A 21,861-nucleotide genomic window follows, 5' to 3' on the forward strand; every position below is an offset into this window, starting at 1 on the left:
CCCGCGTGCCCTCCGGTCTCCCGCCGCGGCCCGCCGCCTCACCGCCGCGACCGGCTGAGCCCCCAGCCCAGCACCAGCCACACCCCCGCGACCACGCTCACACCGCCCCAGCCGAAGTGGCTGTCCGCGGCGCCCGCGAGGGCCGACGCGGCGGCGCCGCCCGCGAAACCGGCGACGACGTAGGCCGTGTTGGCGGTGGCGGGCGTGGCGGTCGCGGTCAGGGCGAGCGTCTGGTTGGCGACGTGCGAGGCGACCAGCGCCGCGTGGATGAGGACCGCGGCGGCGAACAGCGCCACCAGGACGTGCCCGCCCAGCCAGAACAGCGGCACCGACACGGCGGCCAGCAGATACGCGGACCGCACGACCCGGGCCGCGCCGAACCGGTCCACGAGCCCGCCGGCCAGCGGTGCCACCGCGGTCGCCGTCAGTCCGAAGAGCCCGAAGAGCCCGGCCGCCGCGGTGGACAGCCCGTACGCCGGACCGGTCAGCAGCAGCGCGAGCGACGTCCACAACGCGCTCCACGCCCCGAACATCCCGGCCTGCCGCAGGCACGCCCGCCACAGGTCCGGCGAGCTCCGCAGCACCGCCGGCAGGGCGGCCAGGCCGGACAACAGCGAGCCGGTTCCGCGCCGTCGCGAGGGCAGGACCGAGGCGGTGGCGAGCCCCAGGCCCAGCGTGAGCACGGCCGCGCCCGTGAACACCCAGCGCCAGCCGAACGCCTGCCCGGCCAGACCGCCCAGCACCCGGGCCGCGACGATCCCGGTGAACAGGCCCGCGATGACGGCCGCGACATGACGGGCCCGCCGGTTGGCCGGGGCGCGCTCGGCGACCAGCGGCACGAGCAACTGCGGGATCACGGTGGCGGCCGAGGCGACGAACACGGCCACCGCGAGCGCGCCGACGCCCGGCGCGAGGGCACTGGCACCCAGCGCGACGGCGGTCACGAGCGTCAGCCCGGCCACCAGCCTGCGCCGGTTCGCGCTGTCGCCGAGCGGGGCGAAGAACAACAGGCCGACGGCGTAGCCCAGCTGCGCGACCGAGGCGATCCAGGCGACGGCCGACGGGGCCGAGCCGAAGTCGCGGGCCATCAGCGGGAGCAGCGGCGCGGCGAGATAGATGTTGGCGGCCGTCACCGCGCTGCACACGGCGATCAGGGTGAGGAAGAGGCCGGAGGCGGGCGTACGGTCCTGCCGCGCGCGGGCCGGGCGACGGGGTGTGGTGGTGGTCGCTGACGACATGAGGGGAGGACTCCTTGGAGCCGGCTCTAACAACTAACTGGTTGGTTGGGTATCTGCCCAACAGCATGGGCGGCCCGTTCCTTCCTGTCAACCAAACAGTTGGTTACCTGGCGCGCTACCCTCTCCCCATGGCAGCAAGGGACCCCGAGGCCACCAAGGCCCGGATCTTCGAGGCGGCGGTCGCCGAGTTCGCCCGGCACGGCATCGCCGGCGCCCGCATCGACCGCATCGCCGCCGAGGCGAAGGCCAACAAACAGCTCATCTACGCCTACTTCGGCAACAAGGCGGAGCTGTTCGCGATCGTCCTGGAGCGCAAGATGCTCCACCTCGCCGAGGCCGTCCCCGTCGACCCGGACGACCTCGAGAGCTGGATCGACCGGCTGATGGACTACCACGCCGACCACCCGGAGCTGCTGCGCCTGCTCTTCTGGGAGGGCCTGGAGTACGGCAGCACCGAACTGCCCCACGAGTCCGACCGCCAGGAGCACTACCGCCGCAAGGTCGCCGCCCTCCGGGACGGCCAGGACCGGGGCGTCGTCACCGACGCGATCCCGGCCGCCGACCTGCTCTTCCTGCTGACCGCCCTGGCCAACTGGACCGCGGTCGTCCCGCAGATGCGGCGCATCCTGGTCGGCGACGAGGAGACCGACCGCGACCGCCTGCGCGCCTCGGTGAAGGAGGCGGCACGCCGCATCTCGGCCCGCTGACCACCCGGGCGTACCGCTAGTTCGTGCCGATCCGGCTGAGCAGTTCGACGATCCGGGACTGCACCTCGCCGCTGGTGGACCGCTCGGCGAGGAACAGCACCGTCTCCCCCGACGCCAGCCGCGGCAGGTCGGCCTGGTCGACGGCGGCCGTGTAGACGACGAGCGGGGTGCGGTTCAGCTGGCCGTTCGCCCGCAGCCAGTCGATGATCCCGGCGTACCCGGCCTGCCTGTGGTGCACCTGCATCAGGTCCATCACGACCAGGTTCGGCCGGAACTGTCCCGCCAGCGTCACCGCGTCCGCGTCGCTCGCGGCCCGCGCGACCTGCATCCCGCGCCGCTCCAGCGTCGCCGTCAGCGCCAGCGCGATCTCCGCGTGCTCCTCGACGAGCAGGACCCGCGGCGGGTGCTGCTCGCTGTCCCGCGGCGCCAGCGCCTTCAGCAGCACCGCCGGGTCGGCACCGTAGGCCGCGTCCCGCGAGGCCTGCCCGAGCCCGGCCGTGACCAGCACCGGCACCTCGGCGGCCACGGCGGCCTGCCGCAGCGACTGCAGCGCCGTCCGGGTGATCGGACCGGTCAGCGGGTCGACGAACAGCGCGGCGGGGAAGGCCGCGATCTGCGCGTCGACCTCCTCGCGCGAGTGCACGATCACCGGCCGGTAGCCGCGGTCGCTCAGCGCCTGCTGCGTGCTGACGTCCGGCGCCGGCCACACCAGCAGCCGCCGCGGGTTGTCCAGCGGTTCCGGCGGCAGTTCGTCGTCCATCGGCTGCGGCCGTGGCGGATCGGCCACCTCGACGGCACCGCCCGGCCCGTCCAGCGGCTCGGGCCCCTCGGCGGCGTTCTCGTCCGGGGCGCCTATGGCGTAGGAGCGGCCGCCGCCTTCGGTCATCTGGGCCGGCCGTCCCTGCCCGGCGAGCGACGGCTGCGCGGGAACGGGCGCGGCGACCTGGGCGGGCACCTGCGCCGGGACCGGCGTGGGCGTCGGCTCGGCCGCCGCATGCGACCGGGCGGCCTGCTCGGGGCGGGCCGTCTGCTCGGGACGCGCCGCCTGTTCCGTGCGCGTGGCCGGGTCGGGCGGCGTGCCCAGCTTGCGGCGCCGGCCCGATCCGCCCGGCTGGTGCGGGGGAGGCGTCGCCGACGGCTGCTGGACCTGGGCCGCCTGCCGGTTGAAGGGCACGCCCTGGCCCAGCGTCCGCACGCTGATCGCCCGCCCCTGCGTCGCGTGGGGATCGGCGGGCCCCGCGGCCTCGGCGGGCAACGGCTGCGCCGCCCGCGGTCCGCCCTCCGGCGGCAACGGGGTGCCCGGGGCCTGGGCGGACCGGGGTGCCCCGCCCATCGGGGGCAGGGCCTGCCCGGCACTGTTCGGCGGCACGGCGACACCGGCTCCCGAGGTGTCGTCGGCGGCGGGCCAGGGCTGCGGCGCGGGGGTGCCCTGCGCCGGGGCCGAAGGGGCCTGGGCGGCGGTGTCCGGCCCGGGGGCGGCTTCGGCGGGCAGCGGCCGCCCCAGGCCGGCCTGCTGCTCCGGTGCGACGCCGCCCTGCTGCGGCAACGGCTGCGCGCCGTGCGGCCCCTGCGGCACCTGCCCGGGAAGGGCGGCCTGCACACTCTGCCCGAGCCCGCCCTGAGCGGGCACGGACACGGCCTGCGGATGCACACCGACCCCCTGCGGAGGCACGGCGACACCTTGCGGCTGCGCACCGACGCCCTGGGGCGGCACGGCGACGCCTTGCGGGGGTACGGCAACGTCCTGTCCGGGGAGGGCGGCTCCCTGCGCGGGGACGGCGGCTCCCTGGCTGGGTAGGGCGACGCCTTGCGGGTGCGCAGCGACGCCCTGGGGCGGCACGGCGACGCCTTGCGGGGGTACGGCAACGTCCTGTCCGGGGAGGGCGGCTCCCTGCCCGGGTACGGCAACACCCGGCCCAGCAGCGGTCATGCCCTGCTGAGGCGCGGGGACGCCCTGGGGCGGGACCGCGCCGTGAGCCGGGACAGGCGTGTGCTGCGGCGGCACCGCGGCGCCCTGCGGCTGAGGGGCCAGGGGAGCGCCCTGGGGGACGTTCGCGTGCGGGGCGTCGCCGGGCCGGGGAACGGCGTCGCCCTGCGCGGCGGCCGCCATGCCCTGCGGCGGCACGGCCGCGCCCGGCGCGGGCACCCCGGCCTGCCCCGGCGCGCCCTGCCCCGGGCCCACCTGACCAGGAAGGGCGTGCCCAGCGGCGTTCTGCTGCGCGGCCCTCGCCCCGGCACCGCCCTGCCCGGCGGCCTGCTGCCCCGGACCCGCCGGTACGGCACCCGGCCCGGCGCCCACCGCCGCCGGTCCCCCCGGCGGAACACTCCCCGGCGCGCCGGGCACTCCGGCACCCGGCACTGCCGGGTCCGGCATTCCCGGGCCCGGCGCCTGCGTCCCGGCCCCCTCGGGCGGCTGCGGGGCGACGGCACGCCGCCGGCGTCCCGTGGGCGCGCTCGTGGGATGCGGCTGCGGAGGTGTGTGGTCGGCGGACTGGTCGTGCGGCACGGCGTCATGCCGCCCCTCGTCGTCCCGTGCGTCGCCGGAGACCCCGGATCCGCCCGCACCGGGAGCCCCGGCGGCCTGGGCGGCCCCGGCCTGGGCTGCTCGTGCCCCCTGAGCCGCCTGCGCTGCTTGTGCCGCCTCGGGGGATCCCGCCCCGCCGGGCGGCACCGGGACGCCGGGCGGCACCGTCGCGGTCCCCTGCCCGGCCGGGGCCGTCTGGTCGGACTCGGCGGGCGGCAGTGCGAACACCGGTCGCGGCCCCGCCGTCTGCTGCGCGGCCGCCGCCCTCTCGTTCGCCGCGGCCAGGGCCCGCCGCCGGCGCCCGGTCGGCTGCTGAGCCTGTCCCTGCGCGTCGGCCGGGCCGCCGGAGGCCTCGCCGGACGACGGCGCGGGCAGGGCCGGCGGCAGCGCGTGCTGCTCACCCGGTTCCCGCCGGGCCCGCCGCCCGGACGGCGGCGCGGGCACGCCCTGCGGCGGTACGGTCCCGCCCAGCCCCGTCCCCGAGGCGGCGGTACCGGCCGCGTGCTCGGCGGCCGTGACGACGGCCCCCTCGGCGACCCCCTGGACGGCACTGCCCAGCGCACCGGCGGCGGCAGGAGCGCCCGCGGCGGCACCGGCACCGGCGTCCTCGGCCGCCCGGCCACGCCGCCGCCCGGTACCGCCCGACACGGCGCCCTCACCGGACGCCTGCGCGGGAAGGGCTGCCGGTTCCCCGGCGGCCCGCCGCCGGCGGCGTCCGGTCGGCGCGGCTCCTTCGGCCCCGCCGGCGCCCTCCGCACCGGCACCACCGGGCGCCCCGGCCCCGGCGGCTTCGTCTTCGGCCGCCGGACCGTCGGCTTCGAGGAACGCGTCGGTCGAACCCCGCCGGGCCCGGCGGCGCCCTCCGCCCGAGGTCTGCTCCTCCGCGTCGGCGGCGCCGCCCTCGTCCGCGGCCTGCGCGGTGACGGCCCCGGCCCCGCCCCCGAGCGGCACCTCCAGGACGTACGCGCTCCCGCTCATCCCCGGCACCTCGTGCGTCTGCAGCACGCCGCCGTGGGCCCGGACGATCCCGCGCACGATGGGCTCGTGGACGGTGTCGCCCCCGGCGTACGGCCCGCGCACCTCGATGCGGACGACCTCGCCGCGCTGCGCCGCCGCCACCACGACGGTGTTGTCCAGGTAACCGCCCGCCGACACGGGCGTGTTGCCGGTCGCGTCGACACCGGCCACGTCGGCGACCAGGTGCGCGAGGGCCGTCGCGAGCAGCCGCGGGTCCACCTCGGCCTCGATGGGCGGGGCGTGCACGGCGAACTGCACCCGTCCCGGCCCGATGAGCTCGACGGCCCCGTCGACGCCGGCGGCGACGACCGCGTCCAGCATCACCTTCGTCCGGGCCACGCTCTCGCTGCCGGCGTCGAGCCGCTGGTAGCCGAGGACGTTGTCGATCAGCGTCGTGATGCGCGAGTAGCCGGCCGAGAGGTGGTGCAGCACCTGGTTGGCCTCGGGCCACAGCTGCCCGGCGTCGTCGGCGGCGAGCGCGGCCAGTTCCCGGCGCAGCTCCTCCAGGGGCCCGCGCAGGGAGCGCCCGAGCAGGGTCAGCAGCTGCTCGTGCCGGGCGGCGAGTGCCTCGAAGCGGTCCTTCTCCCGCTCACCGAGGGCGGCGTAGCGCTCCTCGTTCGCGGCGAGTTCCTCCGCGTGCCGCTCGCGCAGTTCCTCCACCTCGGTGACGTGCCGCTGGCGCAGGGCGGTGAGCTCGGAGGCGTGCTCCTCGGCGATCCGCTCCAGCTCCTCGGCGTGCGCCTGCTCCGCGGCCTCCTTCTCCTCGACGACGGCGTCGTAGGGCCGCCGGTCGGTGAAGGTCATGACGGCGCCGACGAGCTGGTCGCCGTCGCGCACGGGCGCGGTCGTCAGGTCGACCGGCACCTTCGAGCCGTCCTTGGCGTACAGCACCTGCCCGCGTACCCGGTGCTTGCGCCCGGAGCGCAGGGTGTCGGCCAGCGGCGACTCGTCGTAGGGGAAGGGGGAGCCGTCGGCGCGCGAGTGCAGGACGAGCGTGTGCAGCTCGCGCCCGCCGAGGTCGCTGGCCCGGTAGCCCAGTATCTGCGCGGCGGCCGGGTTGACGAGCACGATCCGTCCGTCGGTGTCGGTCCCGACGACACCCTCGGCGGCGGCCCGCAGGATCATCTCGGTCTGCCGCTGCGACCGCGCGAGCTCGGCCTCGGTGTCGACGGTCCCGGACAGGTCGCGTACGACGAGCATGAGCAGCTCGTCGCCGGTGTAGCCGTAACTGTCGTAGGCCTGCTGCCCGTTCTCCAGATTCGCACTGGTGACCTCGACGGGGAACTCCGTCCCGTCGGTCCTGCGCGCGATCATCCGGGTGGGCTTGGTCCGGGCCCGCGGGTCGAGGTGTTCGGGCCGCCGCATGGAGCCCGGGATGAGCTTGGAGTCGAACTGCGGCAGCAGGTCCAGCAGCCCCCGCCCCACCAGGGCGGTCCCCGGGGTCTCGAAGGCCTCCAGGGCGATGGTGTTGGCGTTGACGACCGTCCCGTTGGCATTGACCAGCACCAACGCGTCCGGCAGGGCGTCCAGTATGGCTGCGAGGCGAGCAGCGCCTCGGGATGGCCTGCTGCTCACGAGACGCTTCCTCCCTGTTACCGCACCTTGCCGACCGCTCGGGCCATCTTGCCAACCGTCCCGCGGCGTGTCACGCGAGGGAGTCTAAGGGCTGCGGTTGCGCTCGCGACGCCGGATGAGAGGGAGGTCGCACGAGGAAGTGACGCCGAACTGACGACCGAGTAAGCGTCAAACGGCCGCCCTCCTGCGACGACGTCGCGGGACCTTCGCGGGACCTTTACGAGGGCGGCGTTTCTGTATTTATCGGCCGAGCCGCCCCGAGTCGGCGGAATGAGGGCGGAGCGTGGCGCGAACGGGCCCCGGCCGGCCGCCCTCCTCCTGGCCGGGGTCAGCCCTTCCCTGCGGCCTTCATGTCCGGCAGCAGCGGCACGAGCCGGTCCCAGCGGGCGATCCCGCAGCCGTCGCGGCGGTCGTAGGTCGCGTCGACGGGGCGTCCGGCCCAGGTGCCGGTGACGTGCGCCGTGGCCGGTCCGCCGTACTGCATGGTGCAGAAGGCGCCTTCCGGGGCGGGCGCGAAGAGGTCCTGCCCCCAGCGCGTGTCCCGCTCCAGCGCGGCGCAGGCCCCGCGCGGGTCGGGGTGGCTGCCGCCGTCGGGGCCGCAGTACAGCTCGTAGGTCCCGTCGGCCCCGCCGGCGTTCCGCACGGTGACGGTGAGGTGGTCGCGGTCCGGTCCGTCGCCGACGCCGGCGGGCCAGGGCAGGGCGGCGGCGCCGGTCTGCGCGTGGGCGGTGGAGGGCGCGGCAGCCAGCGACCCGGCGGCGGCGACGGAGGCGGCGGCGCCGACGAGGAGGCGCCGCAGGGCGGGGCGGGCGATGGCCCGGGGAGTGGCACGCAACATGCCCTGACTAACGCGGCACGCTCCCGGACGTTGCGCGCGGACCTCGCGCGCGCCCCGCGCACGCCCTCCACCCGGCCCTGTCGTGGCGGCCCGGCCGCGCGCCCGACAAGGCCTTTGCCCTGCGCCCTTCCCGCCTAGTACCGTGGGGGTCGATTGGTGACACCGCGCTCGACTGTGTCATCATCGGCACGCACCGACCCGCGCTCGCGCGGGTGGATGTGTGGAGGCGTCGCCTAGTCCGGTCTATGGCGCCGCACTGCTAATGCGGTTTGGGCCTTAAAGCCCATCGAGGGTTCAAATCCCTCCGCCTCCGCCGCGATCACGAAGCCCCGGTCAGCCGACCGGGGCTTCGCTGTTGCCGGGGGTGCCGCTCACCCCGTCCGGACGGGGTTTCCGCAGGTCACAAGGGGTATGGCTAACGGATTTCACATGGCGGCGGCAGTCATGTAATGTTCTTCCTGTCGCCGCGAGCGAGCCGGAAGGCCCGGGAGCGGCGATAAAAACAGAACAAGCACTCGTAGCTTAACGGATAGAGCATCTGACTACGGATCAGAAGGTTGCAGGTTCGAATCCTGCCGAGTGCACAGCACGTCAGAGGCCCTGTGGAGTGATCCACAGGGCCTCTGGCTTTTGTCTTGACGGCAGTGTTTGACGGCAACCGTCTTTGAGAGCCGATCAGAGGGCTACCGGGACACCGGCCGGGCCGTCGTCATCGTCTGGTTCGTTGCCGTCACCCTTCAGTGCGTCCCCGACGCGGTCGAAGGCGGACCGCTGGGAGTCGAGCCGTACGAAGGTGTAGATGTCCATGGTCACGCGGATCGAGCTGTGGCCCAGGACTTCCATGATCATGCGGGCGTCGGCGCCCTGTTCGTGGAGCAGCGAGGCGCACGTGTGGCGGAGGTCGTGGAAGCGGACCTTGCGGACGCCGGCACGAACGCACAGCGCCTCGAAGGAGCGGTTCAGGTTGCGCGGCTCGATGGGGGTGCCGTTCTTGGTGGTGAAGACCAGGCCGTGAGCTGTCCCCTTCCAGTTCGAGCCAGCGGCTTTCCGGTCGGCGAGCTGCTGGGCACGCTGAGCGCGAAGCGCGGTCACGCACTCGGACGGCAGGGCCAAGCGGCGGGCCGAGCGCTGAGTCTTCGGCGCGACGATCAGCAGCTCGCCGCCGACCCGCTGTAGGGCCTGCCGGACAGTGAGGACGCCTTCGTGGAGATCCACGTCCGACCAGCGCAGCCCCAGCAGCTCACCGCGCCGCAGGCCGATGCGGACCGCCAGCTCGTACGCGGCCCACAGCCGGTTGTCTCGGGCCGCCGCTAGGAGCTGACGCCCTTCCTTGACCGTGAGCGGTTCTATCTCACGCTTCGTTCCCATGCTCAGCTCTACGTTCCGGGCCACATTGCGGGGCAGCTCGTCCTCACGCACGGCGTGCTGGAGGGCGGCCCGCAGGATCACCAGCAGAAAGCGCACGGTTCGGTCCGAGGGGAGATTCGTGCAGCACCTTCCGAGGGCGCAGCAGCGCCGCTTGTGCTCGGGCCGGTTCTTGTCCTTGCCCTGCGCGCAGCACTGGCAGGTGGCCGCCGTCTTGGTCAGGAAGGCCCGGATGTCGCGGGCGGTAAGCCGGGCTAGTTTCTTCCTGCCGAACTCGGGCGTGACGTAGTTGCGGACGAGCGATTCGTAGTTGACGTACGTGGTCCTGCGGACCTTGCCCTGGGCGACGTTCGTGAGCCAGTACGTCAGGTACTCGGCGATGGTCATCTTGCTGGTGGAGACCGGCAGGCCGTTCAGGGAGTCGGCCTTGAGCCTGGTCAGCTTCTCGTGAGCCTCGTCCCACGTCTTGCCGTAGACGCTGCGCCGCTTGTACGTGCCTTCGGTCGTCAAGACGTAGGCACTACCCTCCCAGCGGCCGTCCCTGCGCTGGTAAATGGTGCCCTCGTTGTTGGCGTTCTTCTTCGGCTTGGCCATCAGGCGGCTTCCTGCTCGGTTCGGAGGGATACATAGGCGTCCACGGCGGCTTCACTGATGCGGCGGCAGCGGCCGATCTTGAAGGAGGCGAGTTCGCGGGAGCGGATCAGGTCGTGGACCTTCCAGCGGCTGATGCCGAGACGTTCGGCGACCTGGTCCACGGTGAGTACGGCCGTCGTCATACGGGCAGCAGTCCTTCCTGCTTGAGGCGTTGGATGTGGGCTATGTCTTGGCGGACCTGAGCGGCTAGAAGATCCTCGCCGGGGCGGTAGCCGCTGCTGAGGTACGTCCACGAGGAGGCGGTGACGAGGGTGGTGTTCTCGCCGTTGGCGGGAAGGCCGGCGCGGGCACGGGCGGCTTCGGTTTGGGCGAGACGCCAGGCCCGGCGGACGTCGCGGAGGGCGCCCAGGGTGGTGGAGTAGGCGCGGGACTTGCTGGAGAAGTGGCCGCGGAAGCCGAGCATGTGGGCCCACTTCCAGAGCTTGAGGCCAGCGAACTCCGGCAGGTTCCCGAGGTCCCAGGCGGTGCGGATCATCTGGCGGACGTGCCGTTGCACGGGCAGGGCCTTGATGGGTTCGGCCTGCCCGGTGCCTTCGCAGTCGTCGCACAGGTCGCGGAAGCCGTCGGGACCTCGTACATAGCCGCGTCCATGGTAGGGGCGGCACATAAGGGTGCGGTCTACGGTGCCCGCGCCCTCGGCGTTCTTGGTGGCGTATTTGGCGACGTATCCGGCGACCTTGGCGTCGGTGAGTTCGCCGTCGCCCAGGGCGGAAATCCGGTCGACCTTGAACCGGTCGCCCCACTTGATCACGCGCTCGCCGATGGCGTCGGACTCGACCGTGAGCCGGGCCCGCTCGACCGCCAAGCCCACGGCGACCTGGAGGGCATCGAAGGTGGCCCAGGGCGGGGGCGGGGTGGTGTGGCCGTCGGGGCCGTCGAAGCGGATCACGGCGTGGAAGTGGACCAGGCCGCGCTTCTGATACTCGGCGACCTTGGCGAAGGAGACGCGGAGGGCGGAGTTCAGCGCCTTCTGCGTCATGCCGAGGTGTTCGGCCAGGGCACGGCGCAGGTAGGTGGTGAAGCGTGCCCACAGCTGCCCGGCGTGGGCGTTCCAGAGCACGGAGCCGGAGTAGTCGTAGGTGGCTGGGTCGAGCGGTGTGCCCAATGCCGGGTCACCCTCGGCATGGTGGGCGCCGCAGCCGCAGGGGCGGGTCTTCCCCGTGCTGTCGGTCTTGCGGTTGTGGACGGGGCCGAAGGACGGGGCAGTGAGGGTGACGAAGGCGCGGGGGTGGTCGCGGACAGTTTCGGCAACGTTCTTGCCGCCGGACAGTCCGGCCTTGATCAGGTGGTAGGTGTCGGCGGCGTAGACGCGGGAGCAGGCGGGGCAGCGGGAGGCGCGGCGGTTACCACAAGTGGTCAGGAGGCGCCCGGAGGGCTCGTCTTCGGAGCGGTAGGAGCGGACTACTTCCTTGGTCGTCGAGTCGGTGGTGACCGTCCAGCCGTGGAGGTTGACGGGGCTGGTGCAGCCGCGCAGGTTGCGAACCTGTTCGGTGACGCGGTCGAAGTTGTGGGTGTTGGCCAGCTCGATCAGGTCCCGCAGGCCAGGGCTGACGACGTGCCGCAGGTCGAGGGGGCGGTGCATGAGAGGGCGGGGATCCTTTTTGGTGTGAGGGTGGAGCCTGCGGGCAGCAGCGATGAGCACTCGGGCGGCTGCCCGCAGGCATGACGGGTCGGGCCCAGGGGCGGGCGAGGGTGGGAGGTGCCGGAAGGCCGGCGGGGGGTGCGGCCCTACAGGGCGGCGTGGAGGGCGGTGGCCATGGGCAGGCCGATGCCGAGTCGCGTCTTCAGCTGGGCCGGAGTAATCGCTGTTCCGTGTTCGGCGTGGTGGGACGCGGCGATGGAGCGCGCTTCGGTCAGCAGCGGCTCGGGAACCTTGAGCGCGGGCGGTGCGGGAGCCGGGGTGACGCGCGGAGCTACCGGGGCCGAGGTCGGGACTGGGTCCGGCGCGACGGGCGGGGCCGGATCGGTGAGCTGTGCGGCAGCGGGGGCATGGGGCAGGGTCGTTTCGGGCGCCGGTTCGGTCTCTTCTGCTTCGGGGGCCGGGTCGGCGGGGCGGATGACGGTGTGGAAGGCGCGCAGGAGTTGCGGACCGACCGCGCCCCAGCCGAGCAGGAGCAGGGGAGCCACGGCGTCCACGGCTGCCCGGCCGTAGTGTCCGGCGGCGATGGGTTCGGCGACGTTGAGGGCCAGCGTCAGCAGCCCGGAGAAGTGCATCAGCCGGGTGGCGGCCGTCATCTGTTCGGCGGGCAGGCCGCGCAAGGAGAGGTAGCGCAGGGCGACCAGCAGGCCGACCACGGAGAGATCCACCATCGGGGCGATGAGCGGCGCGATCGGTGAGGGAACGCCCAGGCGGAGGGCCAGAGACCAGACGTTGCCAAAGGAGAAGACGAACGCCAGCACGGCGATGACGATCATCACGGCGGTGATGGTGCGCTGAGTGATCCTGTCCTCTGTCAAGGAATTCACCTCCCTTCGGTGCTGCGTCACGGGGCGGAGATCAGGGGTCAAGCGGCGTCGACGGCGGGTTTCTCCAGGTCGACGTCCTTGTCCCACATGCGCGGGCCCAAGAAGGCTTCGAGGAGCGCGGAGGGGTCGGCGGTCAGGTGAGCGGTGCTCTCGGCGATTCGGGCTGCGTCGGCGTCGGAGACGTACGGGGTGCGGATGCGGGTGAAGCCGGGCTGCGACTGGTGATTCATCGCGGCGACGCCGACGTAGGTCGGGTCCTGGAGGTTGATCGGGTTGGCATCGGGCCACTCCCGGATCTCCTCGCCCAGCGCGGCGACAGCGGCCTCAGCCGTCTTCTGCGCGAAGCTCAGGCCCACGGGGCACACGTCACGGATGAAGGTCGGGATCGCATCGCCGGTGGACTTCTGAGTGGCGAGGATGACGAGCATCCCCACCGAACGGCCCTTCTTCACCAGGTCCTCGACGAGCCGGGCGTTCTCCGCAGCGAGAGCGGCGAGCTTCTTGGTCTTCGGGTCGCTGCCCTTGTGGTCGCGGAAGTACGTGTGTGCTTCGTCGATGACCAGCACGACCAGCGGCCAGTTCTCCGACGGGCCCTCATCCCACATGGACTTCACGCCGAGCGCCTTGCGTACCCAGGCCGACCGGAGGCGCCGCAGTTCCACCAGGTCCCGGAACAGCTTGTTGGCCTCTTCCAGGTCGTCCCCGACGAAGGCGAACATGCGCTGTACCCAGTCGGCATAGTCTCCTTCGTGTGCTGCGGACACCTTGCCGTCCGCGCAGGCGAATTGCACGCAGGGGGAAGGCGCCCAGTCCGAGAGAAGCCGGTTGATCAGGCTCGTCTTGCCGAAGCCTGGGAGGCCGGCCACGGTCACTCCGGGCACCTGTGTGAGGTCTACCGAGACCGGCTGTGCGTACTCGTCCAAGCCCAAGTCCCACTGGGCCGTCTCGTACGGCACGTCCCCCGTGGGCCGGTGCTCAGTGGGGAGCTTGAGCGGATCGAGCCGCACGCCCCGGATGACGACCTGTCCGGGCTTGTCCTGCGTGATCGCGACCCGCGTGCACTTCCAGGCGTCGGCCAGATGCGGGGCCGCCTTCTGGAACTGCTCCAGGCCCACGCCAGGCAGGCAACTCGCCCGCGCGATCACGCCGTATGCGTCATGCGTGACCTTGAGGGCCGGGATGAGGAGGCGAGGCTTGATCGGCTTCCCGTTGGTGTTCGCCAGCGACGCGAGCGCGGTCGGAGTCTTGTCCGTGGCCGCCAGCTTGAGCATCGGCGCGAGCCGCTTCCAGCCCCACCGCACGCGGACGGCTTGCCGGATGGACTGCCGGGTCATGGCGTCGGCGCGCAGGTAGCGGACTACCCACCACACCGCCCATCCGACGAGCACCACCAGCGTCAGGTCGACCATCAGGGAGCCGTAGTGGAAGGCCCCTTCTGACGGGTCGTTCGGACCGTTCATATGTCCCGCTCCAGAGGGTTGTAGAGGAAGGCCACTAGGGCCGATTCGAGGGCCGTCCGGTCGGCCGAGGCGTCGAGACGGGGATAGCCGTAGCCGACGAGCACGCCCGCTACTGAGGTCACGAGGGATTCGGTGAACCGGGCATCCGGCCCGGCGTGAGGCAACGGGTAGTTGCGCTCAGCGCCGGACCGGGGAGCCGTGCCGCTCACGCCGCTTCAGCAGCCGGGGCCATCAGGTCCAGCCGGTCCGCGCGGTAGGCGATGCCGTCCGAGAGCGAGCCGTTGAAGATTCGCGCCCACGGGGTGGCGAACAGTTCCACCGGCATGACCGGGACACCGGGCTTGAGGCCGTCAGGAAGACCGGTCTCCGGGACAGTGATCTTCAGTGCCTCGGCGCGGCCCTCCTCCATGAAGAAGAGGGTGATCGTGTAGAGCTTCGCGCCGGTCTCACGGTCGGTGGCGAACTGCGTCTTCTCCTGGTCCGCGTACTTCGGCACCGGCAGGGTTCCGACCATGAACGACGAGGTGGGAAGCAGGCCAACACGGATGCGTGCCATGGGAGTTAGTTCCTTTCGGTTGCGCTCCGCCAGGCGGCGGGGCGTGATCACCATTGAACATAGCTGACCTAGCACTGTCAAGTGTGTGGGGTGAGCTAGGTGTCAGCTGACATAGGCCACCTACGTCAGTGGGGTGTGCTAGGGGTGCTAAGGATCGCTACCCTTGGGCCATGAGCCCCGCGCCAGAGAGCAAGCAGGACCGTCGGCCGCCGTATCAGCACGCTGCCGATGAGCTTCGGCGCGACATCTTGCAGGGGCGGATCAAGCCGGGCGAGCAGATGCCGTCCATTCGCGAGCTACAGGAACGCTTTGGCGTGGCCAACATGACCGCGCGGGGCGCGCTCAACGTGCTGCGCGACGAGGGTTTGATCTACACGATCCACGGGCGGGGCAGCTTCGTGGCTGACCATGACGCCGCCGGCGAGTTCTCGGTGGGCTACACCCCGCCAGCCTGGTACCTCGCCAACAGGGACAAGACGCCCCCGCAGGCAGAACAGACGGAGGGAAGCCCCGACGGCTCCGAAGCCACCGGGGACACCCTCATTGAAATGCTCACTTCTCTACGTGACGAGCTTCGTGCCCTCAGTGCTGAGCATCAGGCATTGCGGCGTGAGGTCGAGGAGCTGAAGTCTCAGCAATCGAAGTCGCAGTCCTGAGCTGAGCCACTTCCTCACGCAGTGCCCTGGTCTCCTTGCTGAGGCGACCGACCGTTGCCCGCATCTCTTGGATCAGCGCGGCCACTTGATCCGCGTCTTCGACGTGAATGCTGGTCGACCTCATCTCATCGTCCGCTATGTGCTCGGCCATGTCTCCCGCTTGCCACCCGTGCCGTCGATGCGTTTCGCGCTTCCGCGCTTCCTCCCAACCGCTGAGCGTCCCCACGGCGTTGAGCGGCTCCTTCGCTGATCTACCATCGCCCTGCCCCGCGGAGCTGTTCAGAGTTTCTTTACTGGATCAAGGCGGCCCGCCTACGGCGGGCCGCGCGCGCGGGCGGCCCGTGGCCGCCGCCGCTCCTTGTCTCCGCCGCCGCTCCGGCGGCCCCCCGCCGCTCAGCGCGCACAACCGCCAGGGCGGACAACCAGACCAGGAAGCAACGCGCCCACTCCGAGCACCAGGACCAGGCCGGGACGCGTCAAGCTCGACCGCGCCACCAGACCGCACCCAGCTCACATCCGCGCGGCCGGTGGAGTCGCAGGGCATGTCGGCAACGCTCATGCAAGATCGAGGGCCAGGCCGTGACGTTTGGAAGAAGCGTGGTTGAGGTCGGCGAGTGGTTGCTGGAAGCACACGTGGCGGGTGCTCGTTCGGCTCGCCCGCCGTCATGGCTGACTTTCGGTGGCTCAGGTCAAGGCCCTTCCTCGTTGGACAACATGAAGCCGAGGGCCCGCACCCGCGTCCGAGCACGCCAACTGCCCCGGCTACCATCGGCACCGGGGTCCTGATCAGGGCTTCCGCGACCGGACCACCCGGAATGCTGTCCAGGCTGAGGGGTGGTCCGGTCTCTTGTTGTTGGTCTTGGTTATGCGAGCGTCGCCGGGCGAATCAGGCTCTAGAGGCAGCTCAGGGCCTTACCCACCTCGTAGATGGTTGGCCGGTCTTCGGGAGCATGGCTGAGCATGGCTTCGATCAACTCGCCCAGCTCACCGGGCGCCTTGACGGGACGGCGTCTGCCGTTGGCCACGGCCTCTCTCTGGATGGGGCGGGGAGCGTCGTCCGGGTACTCGACAGCCCGCCAGCCGGTGGCCGAGATCAGCAGGGAGGCGCCGAGGGCGTAGACGTCGGCTTCCGGCGTGGGCTCGGCCTCACCCGTGGCGAGCACGCTGCGCGCGATCTCCGGTGCTTCGTAGTGAACGAGGCAGCCGCGGAACGGGAAGTCGTACCCCTCGGGGACGTGCCCACCTCGGGCTAGAGCCAGATCGATCAGATGCGTCCGTTCCGGCCCGACGATGAAGTGGGCGGGCTGCACGTCGCCGTGGGCCCAACCCGTGGCGTGCAGTTCGGCCAGGGCCTCGACACACCCCAGCGCCACGCCGGCGTGCGGTGCGACGGACGAGCCTTTGCCACGGCAGGGCTCCCACAGCCGGTACAGGTCCGGCCCTTCATGCCACGGCTGGAAGTTCCACGTCCCGCGCTCCCATTCTCCGTACGCGAAGTCGTCGAAGCCGAGGCGATGCAGTACGGCACCCTCGCGTGCGGGCGCGAGGGCGGTCCAGGGCTGGGCGGGCCAGTCGGCCGTAGCCTCGATCGGGTAGCCGACCTTGACGGCGTAGTGGCCTCGATGGCTCTGCACCTCCCAGACCATGGAGCCCCGGCGGTTCAGGACCAGGCGCTGAGACGTGGGCATGAGGGCGTCGAGCACAACGATCGGCAGTTCAGAGGGTGAGCCGGACAACGTCTGTTCTCCTTCCGGGCGAACGCGGCCGACCACGGGTCGAGGCCGGCCGCGCCGCTGCTGTCTTGCTACGCCTGGCCGTACGGGCGGCCGCAGTCGGAGTCGCACTGGGCAAGGTTCGTGCCGTTCACGGTCCACAGGTCATCGAAGACCATGAACCCGGCCGTCTTCATGGCGCGTGCCGAAGCGGCGACCTGCTTCGGGTCGCGGGCCCCGCCACCGGGCTTGGGGTTGTGGTGCAGGAAGCGGCCCGCGTACCGCTCGCACAGCTCGGCGTACTCCTTCGTGTGCAGGATGAGCGCGTGCAGACCCAGGTCCACGTCGTCCGACGGGACCATGGGGACGATCGCGGTGGCTGCGGTGACCACGAAGGCCACCGCCTGGTCCGCGATCCGCTCGGCACGCTCGGGTGACTGCCCGTTGTGGACGACCACGAAGTGGGCGAGGCTCTGGAACAGCCCCTCGCCAGCCACCGCGCGGCCGGTCCTCTGGTCGTTCGCCGTTGCCGTCATGCGAGTACTCCCTTTTTGGGTAGTGGAGCGTGGCACTTACGGAGTTGGGAGGCCGCCCCGAACGGGGGTGGGGGAACCGGGGAATGAGCACCCGTCCGGGGCGGCCGGTCTACTGGCCGACAGCGAGAGCCATGCCGATCATCAGGCCGCACGAACCGCTGATCACGATGATGAAGAGGACTCCCGCGTATCGGCCGATGGCGCGCATCACAGGCCGTCCCTGCTGTTGCCGTTCCTGATGGCCAGGCGGGCGCTCAATTCCTCCCGAGCAGTCGGCTGCACCACCTTGTCCGGCATGGCATCCCACTCCCGGCCGCCGCCGATGGGCCGTATCTGCACTCGGCCGCCGAGCTCACCCATGACGATGCCGATACGTCCCTTGACGGTGTCCTTCGCCAGTTCACCGATGCCTGGTCTGGTCTGCTGGTTGCTCGCCATGCAAGGGAGCATCGCGATCGGAGGGCCGCGGCTAAAAGGTCAGGCTGATTACCCAACTTGGGTAACATCGCGGGAAGTAGAGAACCAGCGACGTTGCGTAGCCCTCGCAGTGTGGGAGCTTGCCGATGCCCGACCCGGACCGGCCGCAGGAACTGCCGGCCAGGCTGCTCACCGATCCCGAGATGATTGATGCGTGTCGGGTCCGGGACTTCGCGAGAGTCTTCCGGCTGGTGAAGGTCAGGGCGGGAATCTACCCGTCGATGATCGCCCGGCGTTGTGACCTGACGCCGAGCCGTGTGGGCGAAGTCATCGCGGGGCGGCGCCACTTGCAGCACATGGATGTCATCGAGCGAATCTCAGACGGTTTGCGCATCCCAGGAGACATGCTCGGGCTTGCCCGCCGAGCGTGGGAGACGCCGCAGGCCCTCGTGGTCGACGAGCGCGAGGCGCCCCAGACACGGGAGCCGGAGCAGCAGGCCCCCGCGGCTCTGCCAGGTCCCGATGTGGACAGCATCTTGGCGCTGGCCACGCGAACCAGTCTGAACAAGGCCACGCTTGAAGCCTTTCGCTCTTCGATCGAGGACTACTGGCGACGGGACGACCAGCACGGTGGCGAAGCACTGCGGCCCGCCATCGTTGGCCAGCTCCGTTATGTCGTCGGACTCTTGAAGGAGAGTCGACCGCCGTCCATCCAGAACGGTCTGTACAGCATCGCGGCCGAGCTGGCACGTCTGACCGGCTGGACCTACTTCGACGCCCGCCAGTACAACCAGGCCCGCGCGTACTTCACCGAGGCCCTGCAACTGGCGAAAGAGATCGACGACCGCCAGTTCATGGCCAACGTCCTCGCCTGTATGAGCTTGCAGGCGACCTACCAGGACAAGCCCGCGGACTCGTTGGCACTCGTGACCGCCGCTCAGGACCAGGCTCGGTCAGCACTCGGCAGCACGCCGCGCGTGATGTCGATGCTGGCCATGCGGGAAGCATTCGCCCATGCCACCCTCGGCAACCGTGATGACACGCACCGGGCGATCGGGGAAGCACACAGTCAGTTCGAGCAGATCGGGGCGAGCGATCCGGACCCCTCATGGGTGACCTACTTCGATGAGCCGAAGCTCATCGTGGACACGGGCATCGCCCATGGCCGACTGGGCGAAGCGGCGACTGCCGAACCCTTGATCGCTGATGCCCTGCGGCGGGAGCACCACACGAACCAGCGAGGCCGCGCGTTTCACTCGTTCTGGCTGGCTCGTACGCAGCTGGACCAGGGCAAGCTTGACCAGGCGTGCCACACCGCCACGCAGGCCCTGGAGCCCGCGTCAGCGGTGGCCTCGGAGCGAGTGTCAGGGCATCTCAGGGAGTTCTATGATCAGTTGGCCCCCCACAGGCAGGAGCCCGTAGCCCTTGCCTTCGAGGCGCGGCTACGGGAACTCCTCCCACCGGTCAGCGGGTCGCTTCATCCATGAGCAGGTAGAGCAGACCCACGAGTGAGCCGCTGCTCACGATCTCGCGGCGGTCTATCATCCCGCGCACCTCTGAGAGGGGGATCCACTCGATGCGGTCGGACTCGTTCTTCTCCGTGGGCGGACCGGCGTAGGTGGCGCCGTCGATGCGGAAGACGTGGTGCTGCGAGTCGGTGATGCCGTTCGCCGGCTCGGCATAGATCAGAGGCTTGATGGGGCCGGGACGCCAGCCGGTCTCTTCCAAGACTTCACGGGCAGCAGCTTCTTCCGGCGTCTCGCCTTCCTCGACCAGGCCCATGGGCAGTTCCCAGGCCCAGGAGTCCGTGATGAAGCGGTGCCGCCACATCATCAGGACCTCTTGGCGGTCATTGACTACGGCGGCAACGGCCAGGTGTCGGAGGCGGACGACGTGGTACTCCCACCTACGTCCGTCTGGCTGCTGGACGTCGACCAAACACAGATTCACCCAAGGGTTGGTGTAGACCTGTCGCTCACCGTGGGTCTTCCACTCCATACCTGCGGCCCCTCTCGATCGGTCTCCAGGATCTCAGACCGATCCGGAGCCGGGTGCAAGTTCCCCTCTTTTCGCGTCACCTTGACGAGATGTGCCGTCCAGGGCCCGATCCTGGTCAGGACTGAGCGGCAGGCGTACGCATCCACGAGCGACGGCTGGGGTGTCTATTTGCAGCACCTGCGCTTCGCGCCGTTCGATACGGAATGAACCGGTGCGGTAAATGTGTGCTCTCCTGTATGGCAGAACCACTCGCACTTCAAATTGCTCTTGATGCGGAGGTTGTCCGGGGAGCGGCTTGAATCGTTCAAGCAACGGATGAACCTAGCCGCAATTTCCGGAAACAGCTCTGCAAGTGACTCGCCAGGCGGTGCCATTGAGCGGGCGACATTGTTTTCGTTGACGCCTTGCCGATGGCACGCGTGACAGCCGGAACCACTGATTGCCCTGTTGCGGATCATCGTTGCCCAAATGTTTCCGCATTTAGCACACTGCCATTGTGCTACATCGAACGAGGAAGGTGAGCACAGGCTCAGGTCGTACGCTGGACGGGTGAGATTTTCCACAAATTCGATTAGGAGCTCGGGGCTTCGTTCAGCGACGGACTCGAATCTGACTCGTCCCTTAACTGCTGCCCAGGCTTCTGCGGCCTGCCCGAGGGCTATCCTTCGTTGCTCCCTAGTAAGAGGTTCGAATGGCAATCCGCGAGCAATCAATACGGGGCGCAGGGAAGACGTCCAAGTCCACGGATTAATGCCATCCTTAGTGCTATCGCTGACCTCTATGTGATCCCCTGGAATAAGAGGGAGGCCTCGGGCACGAACTCGTACGTAGTCTAGACCGCTGAGAAGCGCGCTCTTCCTGGCATCTTTTTCTCTGTGTTTAATCGCACTGTGCGTGTGGAACGGGTCTAGGTCCACGTGGAGCTGAATTGCAGGGATATATAGATCCACTCGGGGGCGGCGCCCTGACAGGCCGCGTAAGTGCTCTACGGCGTAGTCGCATACTACGTCGGTTCCTGTGGCCGCTATGAGTAGAGACTGCACCTCAAGCTCGAAACGCGACCTGCCGGCTGAGAGGCACTTTGGGCACCCGGAGCCGTAGGTGCGGGACAGGACAACAGCTTCCCATTCATGACCGTAATTACATCTCCAGAGACATCGGTCATTGCTGCGGATGCGCAGCTGGTCGGGTCCCGCTTCCGGGGTCGTTAGATTCTCGACGAATGACTGACTGATCTGTGGGAAGCGTTCCCCCAGTGACTCTCCTTCTTTTGGTATTCTGCGTCTTACGGAAATTCGACGGTCATAACATTTACGGCACCCCGAGCCGCTTCGGTTTCTGTGAGAGGTTACCCGGGAGGCGACAGAGGCTATCCAGGTGTGACCGCAACCCGAGCATAGCCATTTGCACTTATCGGCAGAGCCTGGTCTCAGCATAGTTAGATCGTGATCGGGAGTTGTCTCATTGCTGACGAACTCCGAGGCGACCTCGCCGAGTGCATCGCGTGCGGTCAGGGAAGTGCCCTTCGGGCTACGTCTCCAACTTCCGCGCCTTGCTGCAAAGCAGGCAGGGCATCCCGTTTTTCCGGACACGCGATTCTGTGGAACCGCTACCCATTCGTTGTTACAGGATCGGCAGCGCCAGCGACATTTGTAGTTGCTATGGGGCTTAAGCTGGGAAACGGTGAGTTCGTTCTCTAGATTGGCGACGAATTCTAGCGCCAATTCAGGGTGTAGATCGGCTAGTGACGCGCCTGGACGCGCTATCCTGCGCGCATTGATTGTCCGCAGGCGTCCGCACTTTGGGCACCCACGACCTGCGCCTGTACGGGTTCGGGCGTTCGGTGTCGTGCTCCACTGGTTGCCGCATTGTCCGCAACGCCATTGGCACATTTTGTTTGAGCTGGCGTGGATGTCAGATGCGGTGTGTCCTGGGTGGCCGTCAATTGCAGTGAGCTCGGCCGCGATCTCTGGGAAGCGGTCTTGTAGTGATGCGCCAGGAGGCGGCGTCTGCCAAGCCGCCCGTCGGCATTGTGTGCAACCGCTGCCTGTACGGGTTCGGGCGTTCGGTGTCGTGCTCCACTGGTTGCCGCATTGTCCGCAACGCCATTGGCACATTTTGTTTGAGCTGGCGTGGATGTCA

The 21,861-nt window shown here is 70.0% G+C and carries 18 protein-coding genes and 2 tRNA genes; 5 read left to right on the top strand and 15 right to left on the bottom strand.

Features of this window, described 5'->3' with window-relative positions; all coding sequences use genetic code 11:
- Nucleotides 1-38: 38 nt before the first annotated feature.
- Nucleotides 39-1,238, bottom strand: coding sequence for an MFS transporter (locus tag AC07DA_RS13670; protein ID WP_479127628.1), 1,200 nt, complete (start codon nt 1,236-1,238; stop codon nt 39-41).
- Nucleotides 1,239-1,366: 128 nt separating this feature from the next.
- Between AC07DA_RS13670 and AC07DA_RS13675 the strand changes: the two genes are divergently transcribed.
- Nucleotides 1,367-1,945: a TetR/AcrR family transcriptional regulator gene (locus tag AC07DA_RS13675; protein ID WP_479127630.1), complete on the top strand. Its 579-nt coding sequence runs from the start codon at nt 1,367-1,369 to the stop codon at nt 1,943-1,945.
- Between the two features lie 16 nt (nt 1,946-1,961).
- Here the strand turns inward: AC07DA_RS13675 and AC07DA_RS13680 are convergent, their stop codons facing one another.
- Together AC07DA_RS13680 and AC07DA_RS13685 are read right to left on the bottom strand one after the other, a co-directional pair.
- Nucleotides 1,962-7,061 (bottom strand): PAS domain-containing protein, encoded by a 5,100-nt coding sequence (locus AC07DA_RS13680; protein ID WP_479127632.1) that lies wholly within the window; start codon nt 7,059-7,061, stop codon nt 1,962-1,964.
- 328 nt (nt 7,062-7,389) lie between these two features.
- On the bottom strand, nt 7,390-7,899 hold the full coding sequence (locus AC07DA_RS13685) for an SSI family serine proteinase inhibitor (protein WP_479127634.1): 510 nt from the start codon (nt 7,897-7,899) through the stop codon (nt 7,390-7,392).
- Between the two features lie 222 nt (nt 7,900-8,121).
- On the opposite strand from AC07DA_RS13685, the gene AC07DA_RS13690 reads away from it, so the two are divergent.
- Nucleotides 8,122-8,212, top strand: a tRNA-Ser gene (locus AC07DA_RS13690).
- A 198-nt stretch (nt 8,213-8,410) separates the two neighbouring features.
- Nucleotides 8,411-8,483: transfer RNA gene (locus AC07DA_RS13695), tRNA-Arg, on the top strand.
- Between the two features lie 91 nt (nt 8,484-8,574).
- On the opposite strand, the gene AC07DA_RS13700 is transcribed toward AC07DA_RS13695, so the two are convergent.
- The 7 genes from AC07DA_RS13700 to AC07DA_RS13730 form a co-directional block, all read right to left on the bottom strand.
- Nucleotides 8,575-9,858 carry a site-specific integrase gene (locus AC07DA_RS13700; RefSeq protein WP_479127636.1) on the bottom strand — a complete coding sequence of 428 codons (1,284 nt, stop codon included), beginning with the start codon at nt 9,856-9,858 and terminating at the stop codon, nt 8,575-8,577.
- Complete coding sequence (locus AC07DA_RS13705; RefSeq protein ID WP_093781320.1) at nt 9,858-10,040, bottom strand: helix-turn-helix domain-containing protein; 183 nt, start codon at nt 10,038-10,040, stop codon at nt 9,858-9,860. The genes AC07DA_RS13700 and AC07DA_RS13705 overlap by 1 nt, the downstream gene beginning before the upstream one ends.
- Nucleotides 10,037-11,500, bottom strand: coding sequence for a replication initiator (locus AC07DA_RS13710; RefSeq protein WP_479127638.1), 1,464 nt, complete (start codon nt 11,498-11,500; stop codon nt 10,037-10,039). The genes AC07DA_RS13705 and AC07DA_RS13710 overlap by 4 nt, the downstream gene beginning before the upstream one ends.
- A 146-nt stretch (nt 11,501-11,646) precedes the next feature.
- The gene (locus AC07DA_RS13715; protein ID WP_479127640.1) at nt 11,647-12,375 is read right to left on the bottom strand and encodes a DUF2637 domain-containing protein; all 729 of its coding nucleotides are present in this window, start codon (nt 12,373-12,375) and stop codon (nt 11,647-11,649) included.
- A gap of 47 nt (nt 12,376-12,422) precedes the next feature.
- Nucleotides 12,423-13,793, bottom strand: a complete 1,371-nt coding sequence (locus AC07DA_RS13720) for an FtsK/SpoIIIE domain-containing protein (RefSeq protein WP_479127642.1) — start codon at nt 13,791-13,793, stop codon at nt 12,423-12,425.
- Nucleotides 13,794-13,840: 47 nt separating this feature from the next.
- The gene (locus AC07DA_RS13725) at nt 13,841-13,966 is read right to left on the bottom strand and encodes a hypothetical protein (RefSeq protein WP_267958772.1); all 126 of its coding nucleotides are present in this window, start codon (nt 13,964-13,966) and stop codon (nt 13,841-13,843) included.
- Between the two features lie 83 nt (nt 13,967-14,049).
- Complete coding sequence (locus AC07DA_RS13730) at nt 14,050-14,400, bottom strand: SCO3933 family regulatory protein (RefSeq protein ID WP_031104037.1); 351 nt, start codon at nt 14,398-14,400, stop codon at nt 14,050-14,052.
- 170 nt (nt 14,401-14,570) lie between these two features.
- Here AC07DA_RS13730 and AC07DA_RS13735 point away from each other — a divergent pair, with 170 nt between their 5' ends.
- On the top strand, nt 14,571-15,056 hold the full coding sequence (locus AC07DA_RS13735) for a winged helix-turn-helix domain-containing protein (protein WP_479127645.1): 486 nt from the start codon (nt 14,571-14,573) through the stop codon (nt 15,054-15,056).
- A gap of 893 nt (nt 15,057-15,949) precedes the next feature.
- Here the strand turns inward: AC07DA_RS13735 and AC07DA_RS13740 are convergent.
- The 3 genes from AC07DA_RS13740 to AC07DA_RS13750 form a co-directional block, all read right to left on the bottom strand.
- Nucleotides 15,950-16,792, bottom strand: coding sequence for a protein kinase family protein (locus AC07DA_RS13740; protein WP_479127647.1), 843 nt, complete (start codon nt 16,790-16,792; stop codon nt 15,950-15,952).
- A 68-nt stretch (nt 16,793-16,860) separates the two neighbouring features.
- Nucleotides 16,861-17,304: a glycine-rich domain-containing protein gene (locus AC07DA_RS13745; protein WP_473865442.1), complete on the bottom strand. Its 444-nt coding sequence runs from the start codon at nt 17,302-17,304 to the stop codon at nt 16,861-16,863.
- A gap of 207 nt (nt 17,305-17,511) precedes the next feature.
- Nucleotides 17,512-17,754 carry a hypothetical protein gene (locus AC07DA_RS13750; RefSeq protein WP_479127649.1) on the bottom strand — a complete coding sequence of 81 codons (243 nt, stop codon included), beginning with the start codon at nt 17,752-17,754 and terminating at the stop codon, nt 17,512-17,514.
- A gap of 113 nt (nt 17,755-17,867) precedes the next feature.
- Between AC07DA_RS13750 and AC07DA_RS13755 the strand changes: the two genes are divergently transcribed.
- Entirely contained in the window at nt 17,868-19,208 is a 1,341-nt protein-coding gene (locus AC07DA_RS13755) for a hypothetical protein (RefSeq protein ID WP_479127651.1), read from the top strand.
- Here the strand turns inward: AC07DA_RS13755 and AC07DA_RS13760 are convergent.
- Complete coding sequence (locus AC07DA_RS13760) at nt 19,186-19,719, bottom strand: NUDIX hydrolase (RefSeq protein ID WP_479127653.1); 534 nt, start codon at nt 19,717-19,719, stop codon at nt 19,186-19,188. The genes AC07DA_RS13755 and AC07DA_RS13760 overlap by 23 nt on opposite strands.
- Nucleotides 19,720-19,883: 164 nt before the next feature.
- Entirely contained in the window at nt 19,884-21,857 is a 1,974-nt protein-coding gene (locus AC07DA_RS13765) for a zinc-ribbon domain-containing protein (protein ID WP_479127840.1), read from the bottom strand.
- Between the last annotated feature and the right edge of the window lie 4 nt (nt 21,858-21,861).

This window comes from Streptomyces sp. NPDC044921, assembly GCF_056432865.1.

What these genes read in the sequence shown, in the direction of transcription:
- AC07DA_RS13675 (WP_479127630.1), top strand. Translation starts at nt 1,367, where the DNA reads ATGGCAGCAAGGGACCCCGAGGCCACCAAGGCCCGGATCTTCGAGGCG.
- AC07DA_RS13720 (WP_479127642.1), bottom strand. Translation starts at nt 13,793, where the DNA reads ATGGTCGACCTGACGCTGGTGGTGCTCGTCGGATGGGCGGTGTGGTGG.
- AC07DA_RS13755 (WP_479127651.1), top strand. Translation starts at nt 17,868, where the DNA reads ATGCCCGACCCGGACCGGCCGCAGGAACTGCCGGCCAGGCTGCTCACC.
- AC07DA_RS13750 (WP_479127649.1), bottom strand. Translation starts at nt 17,754, where the DNA reads ATGCTCCCTTGCATGGCGAGCAACCAGCAGACCAGACCAGGCATCGGT.
- AC07DA_RS13730 (WP_031104037.1), bottom strand. Translation starts at nt 14,400, where the DNA reads ATGGCACGCATCCGTGTTGGCCTGCTTCCCACCTCGTCGTTCATGGTC.
- AC07DA_RS13700 (WP_479127636.1), bottom strand. Translation starts at nt 9,858, where the DNA reads ATGGCCAAGCCGAAGAAGAACGCCAACAACGAGGGCACCATTTACCAG.
- AC07DA_RS13705 (WP_093781320.1), bottom strand. Translation starts at nt 10,040, where the DNA reads ATGACGACGGCCGTACTCACCGTGGACCAGGTCGCCGAACGTCTCGGC.
- AC07DA_RS13745 (WP_473865442.1), bottom strand. Translation starts at nt 17,304, where the DNA reads ATGACGGCAACGGCGAACGACCAGAGGACCGGCCGCGCGGTGGCTGGC.
- AC07DA_RS13685 (WP_479127634.1), bottom strand. Translation starts at nt 7,899, where the DNA reads ATGTTGCGTGCCACTCCCCGGGCCATCGCCCGCCCCGCCCTGCGGCGC.
- AC07DA_RS13710 (WP_479127638.1), bottom strand. Translation starts at nt 11,500, where the DNA reads ATGCACCGCCCCCTCGACCTGCGGCACGTCGTCAGCCCTGGCCTGCGG.
- AC07DA_RS13760 (WP_479127653.1), bottom strand. Translation starts at nt 19,719, where the DNA reads ATGGAGTGGAAGACCCACGGTGAGCGACAGGTCTACACCAACCCTTGG.
- AC07DA_RS13670 (WP_479127628.1), bottom strand. Translation starts at nt 1,238, where the DNA reads ATGTCGTCAGCGACCACCACCACACCCCGTCGCCCGGCCCGCGCGCGG.
- AC07DA_RS13735 (WP_479127645.1), top strand. Translation starts at nt 14,571, where the DNA reads ATGAGCCCCGCGCCAGAGAGCAAGCAGGACCGTCGGCCGCCGTATCAG.